Source organism: Streptomyces sp. NPDC044984 (assembly GCF_040646935.1).
Lineage (GTDB): Bacteria > Actinomycetota > Actinomycetes > Streptomycetales > Streptomycetaceae > Streptomyces.
This window is the reverse complement of the sequence record NZ_JBEZBE010000003.1, coordinates 126538-139112: the sequence shown is the minus strand read 5'-3', so window position 1 is coordinate 139112 and position 12575 is coordinate 126538. Positions and strand designations below refer to the sequence as shown.

Below are 12575 nucleotides of genomic sequence, written 5' to 3'. Positions count from 1 at the left end.
GTCTGTCGCGCCCCCGCCGCCCCTGCCCGTCCCGTACCCGGGGGCGCCGCCCCCCGGCCCCCCGCTCCTCGAACTCCTCCAAAGGGGGCACCCCCAGAAGGGCTGGCCGGTGCCGGGCGGGCTGACGAAAGTCAGGACAGGCGGGCTCGGGCCAGTTGGCGGGACTGGGCCACCAGACGGTCGGTGCTGTCCCAGACCTCGGCGTCCTCCTCCAGGAAGCCGCCGGCGAGGTTGCGGGTGGTGACCGAGACCCGCAGGGGGCCCGGAGCGGGGCGGCAGCGGACGTGGACGGTCAGCTCCACCGTCGGGACCCAGCCGGTCAGGCCCAGCTCGAAGGCGGTCGGAGGCAGGGCGTCCACCGCGAGGAGCAGCGCGAACGGGTCGGGGTCCCGGCCGTCGGCGAGACCGAACCAGGCCCGCATCTCCCCCTTGCCGGACGGCTGCCCGAGCGCCCACCCCAGGGTCGAGGGGTCGAGCTTGAGCATCAGGCGCTCGGCGATGGCGGAGCTGCCGTCGACCGGGGTGGGGCCGTCCTCCGGGCCGAGGCACTGCTCCATCGGCGGTATCGCGGGCGGCGCGGCCGTCGTACGGACGTCGTCGGGGAGGGAGTCCAGATCGCCGTAGGAGGCGAGGACGCGGATGCGCTCCACCTCACGGCCCTGCTCGTCGAGCTGGAACAGGGAGGCCTGACCGGTCGACAGGGTCCGCCCGGTGCGCACGGTCTCGGTGCGGACGACCGCCGGTCCCGGCCGGGAGGCGGTCAGGTAGTGCGCGGAGATGGTGAACGGGTCGGAGTGCGGCAGGGCGTCCGCGAGCGCGCGGCCCAGGACGGCCAGCAGATAACCGCCGTTGACGGCGTTGATGATCGTCCAACCGGCGGAGAGGTCGATGTCGTAGACGCCGGGCGCGCGCGGGGTGAGCGCGGTGTCGCGGTCGAACTCACTGGCGCCGATGGCGGCCCGGGTGGACTGGACGAAGGCTGCTTCTGGCATGGTTGAACAGTACAAGAAGACAATACTAAGCAGTAGCTTTTTCCGTGTGCCCCGGGGAGCTACTCCTCCTGGACCGTCGAACGGCGGTGCCACGCGCGAGGAGCCCGCCAGTGGTAGCGCATCGCGAGCAGCCGCAGCACGAAGGCCGTGACCACGGCGAGGCCGCTGGTGCCCGCGTTCAGCACGTCGTAGCGGATGCACAACGCGGTCAGGGCGGCGCCGACGACGGCGGGGACGGCGTACAGGTCGCGGTCCCAGCGCAGCAGCGACGGCACCTCGTTGGCGAGCACGTCCCGCAGCACACCGCCGCCGACCGCGGTGGCCAGGCCCAGGCAGGCGGAGGCGGTCAGGCCGAGGCCGTGGTCGTACGCCTTGGTCGTGCCGACGACACAGAACAGGCCGAGGCCGGCCGCGTCGAAGACGTTGACGCCGGCCTGGATGCGCTCCACGTGCGGGTGCAGGAAGAACACCAGGACCGTGGCGAGCAGCGGGGTGACGAAGTACCCCAGGTCCGTGAAGGCGGCGGGCGGTACGGCGCCGATGACCAGGTCGCGGAAGAGTCCGCCGCCGAGCGCGGTGACCTCGGCGAGTACGGCGATGCCGAAGACGTCGAAGTTCTTGCGGACGGCCAGCAGGGCGCCGGAGATCGCGAAGACGAAGATGCCGATCAGGTCGAGCGTATGCAGGACGGACGGACTGAACAGTTGCTGGAGCACCCTCACATTCTCACCCAACAAGAACCCCTCGCCTTGCAAACCAAGGCGAGGGGCGGTGTGAACTTGCTGTCCGCAACCTTTCAGCGGAGCCGCGCGAGGCCCCGGGAAGGACGGCGGTCCGTCAGCCGGTCTTGTCCTGCTTCTTCTCCTTGCCGGACGCGTCCGGTCCCGCGGCGCCGCTGTCCTTCGCGAGGGCGTCGCCGTCCTTCGCGAGGGCGTCGGCCGTCCGGTCGCCCGGGGCCTCGGCCGCCGACGGCACCTTCTCCTCGGTGGCCGACGGCACCTTCTCCTTGACCGCCGACGGCACCTTCTCCTTGACCGCCGTGGCGTCCGGCTTGGTCGTCGAGTCGGCCGGCAGGAGTGCGGCGGGAACCTCCGCCTCCTCCTCGGTCCGCTCGACCACCACGCCTTCGCTCTCCTTGACGGCCTCGATGCCGGTGGGCCGGGTCAGCGCCAGCTTCCCCGACTCGATCTCGTCGGCGAAGTGGCAGGCCACCCGGTGACCGCCGCCGACGTCCCGCAGTTCCGGCCGCTCGGTCGCGCACCGCTCGGCCTGGGCCCAGGGGCAGCGCGTGTGGAAGCGGCAGCCGCTGGGCGGGTTCGCCGGGGAGGGCAGGTCACCGGTGAGCAGGATGCGCTCGCGCCGGTCCTCCACCTCCGGGTCCGGCACCGGCACGGCCGACATCAGGGCCTTGGTGTACGGGTGCTTCGGCTCGGCGTACAGCGCGTCGCTCGGCGCCTCCTCGACCAGCGAGCCCAGGTACATCACGCCGATCGTGTCGGAGATGTGCCGGACCACGGCGAGGTCGTGGGCGATCACCACGTAGGTCAGGCCGAGTTCCTCCTGGAGCTCGTCCAGCAGGTTGATGACCTGGGCCTGGACCGACACGTCGAGCGCGGAGACCGGCTCGTCGCAGATGATCACGTCGGGTTCGAGGACGAGGGCGCGGGCGATGCCGATGCGCTGGCGCTGGCCGCCGGAGAACTCGTGCGGGTAGCGGGAGAGCGCGTTGGAGGGCAGGCCGACCTTGTCCAGGATCGACTTGATCTTCTCCCGGCGCTCCTCCTGGTCCTTGCCGATGCCGTGGGCGATCATGCCCTCGGACAGGATCGACTCGATGTTCTGCCGGGGGTTGAGCGAGCCCAGCGGGTCCTGGAAGACCATCTGGAGCCGGCGCCGGAAGCGGCGCATCTCCTCGCCGGGCAGCTTCGCCAGGTCGGTGCCGTCGAGGACGACGGACCCCTCGGTGATGTCCACCAGCCGCAGCACCGACCGCCCGAGGGTGGTCTTGCCGCAGCCGGACTCGCCGACCAGACCGTAGGTCTCGCCGGCCTCGACCTTCAGGGACACCCCGTCCACGGCGTAGACGTGGCCGACCGTGCGGTCGACGAAGACGCCCTTCTTGATGGGGAAGTGGACCTTGACGCCGTCCAGTTCGAGCAGGCTCATGCGGTGACCTCCTCGGCCTTCGCGTCGTCGAGTACGGGGTTGACGCACCGCACCTGGTGGCCGGCCGCGCGCGGCTCGGTGAGCTGCGGGGTGCCGGTCAGGCAGCCCATCTCGTACCGGTCGCAGCGGGGCGCGAAGGCGCAGCCGTCGGCCCAGGCGATGCGGTCGTTGATGGAGCCCCGGATGGGCTTGAGGGGTTCGCCCCGGGGTGCGTCCAGACGCGGGATGGAGCCCAGCAGTCCGTGCGCGTAGGGGTGGGTGGGGTGGCCGAACAGCTCGCGGCGCCCGGCGGACTCCACGGTCTTGCCCGCGTAGAGCACGTTGACCTGGTCGCAGAGTCCTGCGACCACGCCGAGGTCGTGGGTGATCATCAGCAGGGCGGTGCCCTCCTGGTCCACCAGTTCCTTGAGCAGCTCCAGGATCTGGGCCTGGATGGTCACGTCGAGGGCCGTGGTGGGCTCGTCGGCGATGAGCATGCGCGGGGCGCAGGCCACCGCCATGGCGATCAGCGCGCGCTGGCGCATGCCGCCGGAGAGCTGGTGCGGGTACTCCTTGAGGCGCCGGGTCGGGTCGGGGATGCCGACCCGGTCCAGCAGGTGGGCGGCCTCCTTGCGGGCGGCCTCGCCCTTCAGTCCGCGGTGGCGCTCCAGGATCTCGGTGACCTGCACGCCGACCGGCACGACCGGGTTGAGCGAGGACAGCGGGTCCTGGAAGATCATCGCCATTTCGCTGCCGCGCAGGTCGCGGCGGGCGGACGGGCTCATCGTGAACAGGTCCGTGCCGTCGAACTCGGCACGGCCGCCGATGGTGACGCCCTTGCTCGGGAGCAGGCCCATCAGGGCCAGGGAGGTGACGGACTTTCCGCAGCCGGACTCGCCGACCAGGCCCACGACCTGGCCCTGGTCGACCTCGAAGGAGACGCCGTCGACCGCCCGGGACTCCTTGCGGCCGCGACCGCCGAAGGTGATGGTCAGTTCGTCGACATTGAGCAGAGACATGGTGGTTCAGCCCCTCAGCTTCGGGTCGAGGGCTTCCCGCATGGCCTCGCCGAGGAGGGTGAAGCCGAGGGCGGTGATGATGATGCCGACGGCGGGGTAGACCGCCATCATCGGCGCGTTGTCGAAGAACCGCTGCGCCTGGGTGAGCATGACGCCCCACTCGGGGATGGCCGGGTCGGGGTTGCCGAGGCCCAGGTAGGACAGGGCGGCGGCCTCGATGATCGCGGTGGCCAGGGAGAGCGTGGCCTGCACGATCACCGGGCTGAGCGAGTTGGGGATGATCTGCGAGAGGACGATGCGCCGCTTGCGCACACCGAGGGACTTGGCGGCGAGCACGTAGTCCGCGCTGCCCTGGGCCAGCATGGAGCCGCGCAGCAGCCGGGCGAACACCGGGATCTGGACGACACCCACGGCGATCATCACGGTGGTCAGTGACTGCCCCATGACCGCGGCGATGGACACGGCCAGCAGCAGCGAGGGCATCGCCAGCATGATGTCGATGAAGCGCATGACGACGGAGTCGACGCGCTTGCCGGTGTCGCCGCCGAGGGTGGCGAAGGCGCCGGCGAGGCCGCCGATCAGGAAGCCGATGATCAGGCCGATCAGCGTGGCGACGACGCCGACGAGCAGCGTCTGGCGGGCGCCGACCAGCATGCGGGAGAACATGTCCCGGCCGAGGTGGTCGAGCCCGAACCAGTTCTCGCCGCGCATGCCGACGAACTCGCCGCGGTTGGGGAAGACCTCGTTCCGCCAGGTCTGGGCGGTCGGGGAGAACGGGGCGATGTAGGGCCCGACGATCGCGAGGACGACGAAGAGGGCGATGACGACCGCGCCGATGATCGCCATCTTGCTGCGCTTGAGGCGTCGGAACGCCTCCCGCCACAGGCTGGCGCCGGTGCTGGTCTCCTTGGTCGCGGCCAGTTCCGCGAGGCGCTGGATCTTGTCGGTCTTGGTGGCGACACTCATGTCAGTGCACCCGCACTCTCGGGTCGATGAGGCTGTACGCGAGGTCCACCAGCAGGTTGATCAGGACGTATATCAGCGCGATGAACATGATGAAACCGACGAGCACGGGGTAGTCGCGGCCGTCGATCGCGGTCCGGATGAAGGAGCCGATGCCGCCGAAGGAGAAGACGGACTCGGTCAGGACCGCGCCGGAGAGCAGGGAGCCCGTGAGCAGGCCGACCGCGGTCACCACGGGGAGCATCGCGTTGCGCAGCACGTGCCGGCTCCGGATGACGTTCCGCTTGAGGCCCTTGGCCTCGGCGGTGCGGACGTAGTCCTCGTCCTGCACTTCGAGAACGCTGGCGCGGGTCATGCGCACGATCACGGCGAGCGGGATGGAGGCCAGGGCGATGGAGGGCAGCACCAGGTGCATGATCGCGTCCCAGGAGGCGTCGAACTCCCCGGTGAGGATGCCGTCCAGGACGGCGAAACCGGTCACGTCCGTGGCGTTGATGCCGGTGTCCTGGCGTCCGTAGCTGGGGAAGATGCCGAGTTCGACGGCGAAGACGCCCTTGAGGATCAGGGCCAGGAAGAAGACCGGGATACAGATGCCGACGAGCGATCCGGAGACCGCGCTGACGTCGAGCCAGCCGCCGCGGTTGCGGGCCGCGAAGTAGCCGAGCGGGACGCCGACGACTACGGCGATGAGGATCGCGAGGAGGGACAGCTCCACGGTCGCGGGGAAGCGCAGGACGAACTCGTCCCACACCGGCTGTCCGGTCTGGGTGGAGGTGCCCAGGTCGAGTTCGGCGATGCGCTTCAGGAAACGCCAGTACTGGACGTAGACGGGCTGATCCAGCCCGAGCGCGCGGTTGATGCGCGCCACTTCGGCCTCGGTGGCCTTCTCCCCCAGGATCGCTGAGGCGGGTCCACCGGGCAGACGGTCGAGCCACAGGAAGAGCAGAACCGACAGGCCGAGCAGCGTGGGTATGAGCTGGAGCAGTCTTCGTACGACGAGACGCAGCACCCCGCATGCCCCTTTCTTGCGTGATGTCTTACATGAATGGACCCGCCCGGCCGCCGAGTTGCGACGACCGGGCGGACCCCCCGTTTTGGTTTCCTACCGCTGCTCGCCTACTTGAAGGACGTCTCGGCGAAGACTTCCTGCGTCAGCGGGGAGACGTTCGGCGGGTTCACGTTCTTGGCGAAGGCGATGGCCGGCGGGGAGGACGAGACCGGAACACCCGGGAGGTACTCCATGATGGCCTCGTTGGCCTTCTGGTACGCGGCGACGCGCTCCTCGGCCTTGCCCAGCTTCGAGCCGGCGTTCACGGCGTCGAAGACCTTCTTGTCCTTGAAGCCCCACTGCTTGTCGTACCCGGCGAACCAGGTGCCGATGAAGTTGTAGCCGTCGTTGAAGTCACCGGTCCAGCCGAGCATGTGCAGGTCGCAGGAGCCCGCCTCGGTGGCGTCGAGGTAGTCCGGGGCCCACTTCATGGCCTTCGGCGTGACGGTGATGCCGGCCTTCTCCAGGTCGGCCTTCATCAGCTCGAACAGGTCCTGCGGGGCAGGCATGTACGGGCGGGTGACCTCGGTCGGGTAGCAGAACTCGACCTTGAGCTTCTCCTCACCGGCCTTCTTGAGGAGCGACTTGGCCGCCGCGGTGTCGTACGGGTACTTCTTGACGTTCTTGGAGTAGCCCGCGATGGTGTCCGGCACGAACTGGTCGGCGACCTTGCCGCCCTCGGGCAGCTGGGTCTTGACCAGGTTCTCCTTGTCGATCGCCTGAGCGATCGCCTGGCGGACTTCCTTCTTCTTGAGGGCCTTGTTGGCCCCCTGGCTCATGCCCACGTAGAAGAGGTTGAAGACGCCACGGGTCGGGACGACGTAGCCCTCGTCCTCGAGGGTCTTGACGTCGGCCGGGGCGACGAGGTCGTAGCCGTCGATGTCACCGGCCTGGAGCGCCTGGCGGCGGCCCTCTTCGGTGTCGATGGTGCGGAAGACCAGGTTCTTGATCTTGGCCTTGTCGCCCCAGTAGTCGTCGAAGCGCTCAAGGGTGACTTCCTTGTTGCCCTTGTTCCACTTCGTGATCTTGTACGGGCCGGTACCGGCGACCGTGCCGGCCTCCTGGCTGTACTTGGGGTACGTGATGGCGTCGCCCTTGGCGGTCGCCTCCTCCTTCGCGTACTCCTTGAGGGCCTTCGGCGAGTGGATCGCCAGGGCCTGGAGGGAGAAGCCGCCGGGGAGGTTGGCGGAGGGCTTCTTGACCTCGATGACGGCGGTGTTCTCGTCCTTCGCGGTGCAGGACTTGTAGTTCGCCTCGGGCGTCTCCTTGTCCTCGTTCTTCGCGAAGCCGCCCATGATGGTCTGCCAGTAGTAGGAGACCGCGCTGGACTGGTAGGTGCCCGTCCAGTTGAACCAGTGGTCGTAGTTGGCGCAGACCGCCGCGGCGTTGAACGCCTCGCCGTCGTGGAACTTCACGCCCTTGCGGAGGTTGAAGGTCCAGACCGTGCCCTTGTCGTTGCTCGACCAGGTCTCGGCGAGGCCACCGACCAGCTTGGTGCCGCCGGACTCGTGCTCGAGCAGGGCCTCGAACGCCTGACGCGTCACGCGGAAGGTTTCACCGTCGCTCGCGAGGGCAGGGTCCAGGGAACCCGGGTCACCTGCGCCGGCGAACACGAAGGTGTCCTTCTTGCCGCCGCCGCTTTCGTTGTCAGCGTCCCGTTCGCTGGAGCAGCCCGTGGCGATCAGACCGACCGCCACCGCGGCCGTGATCGCCCGAGCGGCTCGGGACTTGAATATGCGCATACTGGGGCCACTCCGGGTCCGCTATGTGGATGCATCTTGACCGGCCGAACACTACAGACGATCGAAGGGTGTCAGGAACAGTCCGGATAGCGGTGATACCTACCTGAGATCTGAACAGTTGACATAAGGGACGGTTCAGGCGTCCCCCCGTCAGGATTTAACCCGCCGGACACAGAAGTGCCTTTCCGACGGTTGCCCAGGTGGCGCCGGACGGCGTGAAGAACGGGTGAAACCGCAGGTGACAGGCGGTCAACAGGCTGTCGCTAAGCGCGCATGGCCGAAAATCTGGCGCGAAGGCAGCGGTACGCGACGGGCCGAGCGGACGCGCCGGTTCCGGCCCGCGCGCCTGTCCACTTCGTGGACGGTGACACCCCGTCAGCACGCCGACGTCCGGGCCGGTCAGCCTCAGTGCGCGGGCGATTCAGCCCCGATGCGCGGGCCGGTTCAGCCCCGGTGCGCCGGCGGATAGCCGTAGGCCGCGGCGGGGGGCGCCGCGGCACCGTGGGCCTCGCGGTCGTAGAACGGGCGGGAGTTGGCGCGCAGCCACATCGCGACCGGGTCGTGCTCGTCGGACATCGCGACGGTCGACACGGGCAGTCCGTCCGGGACCGCGCCGAGGGACTGCTGCATCATCGCGCGTACGGCGTCCACGGCGGGCGGGGAGGCGTCGTACACGTCCAGGCCGATGGCGAGGTACGGGGCGCCCAGCGCGGGCTGCACCCAGGCGCGGCGCAGGGAGCGGACGGCCGGGGTGCGGTGGGCGTTCTGCGCGAGGAGGGCGTAGAACTGAGGGATCTCGATGGCCGGTTCGGACAGCCGCAGCGGTCCGGCGGGCCGGTGGTCCAGGCCGCCGGCGATCCGGCGCAGGTCCAGCCAGGGGATGCCGACGCCGCCGCCGGGGGCGTGCGGATTGAGCCAGAGCCCGTAGTGGTCGGGGTAGAGCGCGCGGGCCACCTCGAGGCCGTCGACCACCTCGTACGACCGGTTCCAGCCGCTGGCGGACAGCTCCTGGGCGGAGGTGACGCAGGGCGCGTAGCCGAAGCCGTCGACCTCCATGTTTCCGTACTGGGCGTCCGGGGAGCCGGCCTGGCCGTGCCAGAGCAGCATCCAGACCTGGCCGGATGCGGGGGTCGCGAGAGCGCGCAGCAACGCCTCGTACGCGTCGTAACGCCCGGGCGTCACCTGGCGCAGCATGTGCTCGACCTGCCCGGCCGCCGCGGTGCCAGCGCTCACTTGTATCGCCCCTCCGTACCTCGCCAGCGGATGGACCTAGCTTAAGCCGACGCCGTGCGGCGGGCTGCCTGGCTGCATTGCGGAGAACTCGCGGAAGAGCTCGGGGCCGCGCGTCGTCCGGCGGGTGCGGGTGCGTTGTGGTTGTTCGCGCAGTTCCCCGCGCCCCTAGGGGGTTGGTCGCGCCCGCGCGGCGGAGCCGCACATCGCTACAGCCCCGCGCCCCCGGGGGTTACAGCGCGCGCTGATAGAAGGGGCTGACCTTGGTGCGGAGCCAGTCGCCGACCGGGTCCTGGGCGATGTCCAGGACGATGAGGTTGACCGGCCAGGGGGCGGGGGCCCGGCCGAGGGCCCGGCCCAGGGCGTTCAGGGGGAGGGTGCGGGCGTCGCCCTCCCACCGGGAGAGCTCCACGCCGACGAAGAGGACCGGGTCGGCCGTCTCGATCGCGGCGAGGCAGCGGCGGGCGGTGGTCACCACGCCGATGGAGTCGAACTCCGCCGAGGCGGCGGCGAGGAAGTCCAGCGGGTCGTCCTGCCAGTCGGGCTCGAACAGCCGGACCCGGCCGCCTGCCGCCGGGCCGTCCAGCAGGGTGCGTCCGGCCCGGCACAGTTCGGCGACGGCCGGCGGCGGCAGCGGGATGCCGACCACGCCGCCGGGGTTCACCGCGATCCCGGCCTGCGGCGGCAGGCCGCGGGCGAACTCCACGGCGGGCGCGACCGTGTACGACAGGTGAGGGCCGACGACCTGGCGGAACTGCTCCTCGGAGCTGAAGACGGGGACGTAGGCCTGGCCGTCGATCTCCAGGGTGGGCAGGTCCAGCGGGCCGCTGTCCGGGCCGCCGCCGTTCGGCAGCGGTACCCAGACGAAGCTGCGGCCCAGCACCTCGATGATCCTGCCGCCCGCCGAGGGGACGCCCAGGGAGGCGGAGAGCACCTCCTCCAGCTCGTTGCCGGGCCATCCGCCGTGCGGGTGGGGGTGCGCCTGTGCCGGGAAGTCCGCCGGGAAGTCCATCTGCCTACCGCCTGCTGCCTGAAGCCACTGCTGTGGCTGGAAAGGCTATCCGGTCAGCCCGTGAAGCCGACCCGGTGCAGCGCGTCCGCCGCGTCCCGGTCGATCAGGACCGCCGAACCGCAGCCCGCCGGCAGTGCGCCCCGCTCCACCGCGCGCAGCAGCCGCTCGCTCGCCGCGCGGTGCCGCAGGAACGCGTAGCGCGAGACGCCGCGCCCGCGTTCGCGCTGGCCAGCCAGGGCCTGCTGCGGGGTGACGTCGAGCAGCAGCAGGTGCAGGCTCGCGCCCCGGCGGCGGGCCTCGCGGGCCAGCCAGCGGCGCACCCAGGCCTGCGTACCGCAGTCGTGCACGACGGCCGGTCCGCCGGCGCGCAGCACGCGGCGCAGCCCGGCGTAGTGGGCGAGGCGGACCAGCGGGCGGTACATCGCGTACGGCAGCAGGCGCGGCATGCGGCGGTCCCAGCGGTCCCGGGTGTCCTGGGAGTCGACGCGGGTGCCGCGCACCGTGCGCCGCATCAGCGTGGACTTGCCGCTGCCGGGCAGCCCGGTGACCACGACGAGGTCCCGGGGCCCGAAGAGCAGGGCGCGCGGGCTGCGGCCGGCCCGCGCGCGCAGATCGCGGACGACGGGCGCCGGCAGCGCGCCGCGGGCCCCCCGGGCCCGGGCGGCCGGCTGCTGGGGCAGCGCGACGCCCGTGGTGGTGGCGCACGCCGTGGTCCTGTTCACCGTGATCGTCCTCCCCTGGGGCCGGGTACGAGTACCGATCCCCGCCGAGTGTAAAGAGAAGGTAATGCCGGATGTCTGTCGTTTCCGTCCGTTTCTCGAAACAGGCGTGTCACGGCCCTCCGTGACGGCGCCCGCACACCCTGTGCACCCCCTGTGAAGGGTCCCCCTGCCGCGGCCCCGCGATGCGTGCAATGATGTGCGCGCCAACTGCATACCGGCCGTTTGAATCCGCGCGGGAGAGTCCCCGGCACCGTTTGCCGCCGGGGCGCCGAAGGAGCAAGTCCCTCCCTTGAATCTCTCAGGCCCCGTTACCGCGCGGGCGAGGCACATCTGAAAAGCGGGCCGCCGAAGGACATCCAGCAGTGCTCCGGTGGCTCCACCCAAGGTGCAAGCCAGGACGCCCCCTGCGTGGGCGGTCATGGCGAACCTCTCAGGTTCCGATGACAGATGGGGAGGAAACGACCTCGCCTGTCATGCCTTGGGAGACCGACCGATGAGCAGTACCGAACCCCGTCGGACCGCGCTCGACGCCCTGCACCGTTCGCTCGGCGCGACGATGACCGACTTCGCCGGCTGGGACATGCCCCTGCGCTACGGCTCCGAGCGCGACGAGCACAACGCCGTGCGCACGAGGGCCGGCCTGTTCGACCTCTCGCACATGGGCGAGATCACCGTCACCGGCCCGGAGGCCGCCGCGCTCCTCGACCACGCCCTGGTCGGCGACATCGGGGGCGTCAGGCCCGGCCGCGCCCGCTACACCATGATCTGCCGCGAGGACGGCGGCATCCTGGACGACCTGATCGTCTACCGGCTGGACGACACCGAGTACCTGGTGGTCGCCAACGCCTCCAACGCGCAGACGGTGCTCGACGCGCTCGTCGAGCGCTCGGCCGGCTTCGACGCCGAGGTCCGCGACGACCGCGACGCGTACGCGCTGCTGGCCGTGCAGGGTCCCGAGTCCCCGGGGATCCTCGCGTCGCTCACCGACGCCGACCTGGACGGCCTGAAGTACTACGCCGGTCTGCCCGGCACGGTCGCCGGTGTGCCCGCGCTCATCGCCCGTACCGGCTACACCGGCGAGGACGGCTTCGAGCTGTTCGTGAGGCCCGAGCACGCGGTCGAGCTGTGGCAGGCGCTGACCAAGGCGGGCGAGGGCGCCGGCCTGGTCCCCTGCGGGCTGTCCTGCCGGGACACGCTCCGCCTGGAGGCCGGCATGCCGCTGTACGGGCACGAGCTCACCACCGGCCTCACGCCCTTCGACGCCGGTCTCGGCCGGGTGGTGAAGTTCGAGAAGGAGGGCGACTTCGTGGGCCGCGCCGCGCTGGCCGAGGCCGCCGCCCGCGCCGGGCAGAACCCGCCGCGCGTCCTGGTCGGCCTGGTCGCCGAGGGCCGCCGGGTCCCGCGCGCCGGGTACGCGGTCGTGGCCGGCGGCGAGGTGATCGGCGAGGTCACCTCCGGCGCGCCCTCCCCCACGCTGGGCAAGCCGATCGCGATGGCGTACGTCGACGCGGCGCACGCGGCGCCCGGCACCGAGGGCGTCGGCGTGGACGTCCGCGGCAGCCACGAGCCGTACGAGGTCGTGGCGCTGCCGTTCTACAAGCGGCGGAAGTGACACCGTCGCAGACGGCTTCCACACGCACCGGTGAGCACGTCGTGCCTGCTCACCGGCGCGCCGCACGCAGTCCCCTCAGTCATCAGCAGT

At 70.7% G+C, this 12575-nt stretch carries 11 protein-coding genes and 1 riboswitch; of the genes, 1 reads left to right on the top strand and 10 read right to left on the bottom strand.

Annotation, left to right across the window (positions count from 1 at the left end; translation table 11 throughout):
- Positions 1–131: 131 nt before the first annotated feature.
- The 10 genes from AB0A94_RS04500 to AB0A94_RS04455 form a co-directional block, all read right to left on the bottom strand.
- Positions 132–992 carry a thioesterase family protein gene (locus tag AB0A94_RS04500; protein ID WP_361738731.1) on the bottom strand — a complete coding sequence of 287 codons (861 nt, stop codon included), beginning with the start codon at positions 990–992 and terminating at the stop codon, positions 132–134.
- A gap of 59 nt (positions 993–1051) precedes the next feature.
- A complete protein-coding gene (locus AB0A94_RS04495; protein WP_361738728.1) occupies positions 1052–1708 on the bottom strand; it encodes a trimeric intracellular cation channel family protein in 657 nt (218 codons plus the stop codon).
- A gap of 121 nt (positions 1709–1829) precedes the next feature.
- Positions 1830–3158: an oligopeptide/dipeptide ABC transporter ATP-binding protein gene (locus AB0A94_RS04490; protein ID WP_361738725.1), complete on the bottom strand. Its 1329-nt coding sequence runs from the start codon at positions 3156–3158 to the stop codon at positions 1830–1832.
- Positions 3155–4156, bottom strand: coding sequence for an ABC transporter ATP-binding protein (locus AB0A94_RS04485; protein WP_217136813.1), 1002 nt, complete (start codon positions 4154–4156; stop codon positions 3155–3157). The genes AB0A94_RS04490 and AB0A94_RS04485 overlap by 4 nt, the downstream gene beginning before the upstream one ends.
- Before the next feature lie 6 nt (positions 4157–4162).
- Entirely contained in the window at positions 4163–5122 is a 960-nt protein-coding gene (locus AB0A94_RS04480) for an ABC transporter permease (RefSeq protein ID WP_361738722.1), read from the bottom strand.
- Between the two features lies 1 nt (position 5123).
- Positions 5124–6128, bottom strand: a complete 1005-nt coding sequence (locus AB0A94_RS04475; protein WP_361738719.1) for an ABC transporter permease — start codon at positions 6126–6128, stop codon at positions 5124–5126.
- Between the two features lie 107 nt (positions 6129–6235).
- Complete coding sequence (locus AB0A94_RS04470) at positions 6236–7909, bottom strand: ABC transporter substrate-binding protein (RefSeq protein WP_361738716.1); 1674 nt, start codon at positions 7907–7909, stop codon at positions 6236–6238.
- A 444-nt stretch (positions 7910–8353) separates the two neighbouring features.
- The gene (locus AB0A94_RS04465) at positions 8354–9103 is read right to left on the bottom strand and encodes an enhanced serine sensitivity protein SseB C-terminal domain-containing protein (RefSeq protein WP_361739183.1); all 750 of its coding nucleotides are present in this window, start codon (positions 9101–9103) and stop codon (positions 8354–8356) included.
- 268 nt (positions 9104–9371) lie between these two features.
- Positions 9372–10151: an enhanced serine sensitivity protein SseB gene (locus tag AB0A94_RS04460; protein ID WP_361738713.1), complete on the bottom strand. Its 780-nt coding sequence runs from the start codon at positions 10149–10151 to the stop codon at positions 9372–9374.
- Between the two features lie 53 nt (positions 10152–10204).
- Positions 10205–10873, bottom strand: a complete 669-nt coding sequence (locus AB0A94_RS04455; protein ID WP_361738710.1) for an AAA family ATPase — start codon at positions 10871–10873, stop codon at positions 10205–10207.
- Positions 10874–11096: 223 nt separating this feature from the next.
- Positions 11097–11197, top strand: a riboswitch (glycine riboswitch).
- A 169-nt stretch (positions 11198–11366) separates the two neighbouring features.
- On the opposite strand from AB0A94_RS04455, the gene gcvT reads away from it, so the two are divergent.
- Positions 11367–12485 carry a glycine cleavage system aminomethyltransferase GcvT gene (gene gcvT, locus AB0A94_RS04450; RefSeq protein WP_361738707.1) on the top strand — a complete coding sequence of 373 codons (1119 nt, stop codon included), beginning with the start codon at positions 11367–11369 and terminating at the stop codon, positions 12483–12485.
- Positions 12486–12575: the final 90 nt, after the last annotated feature.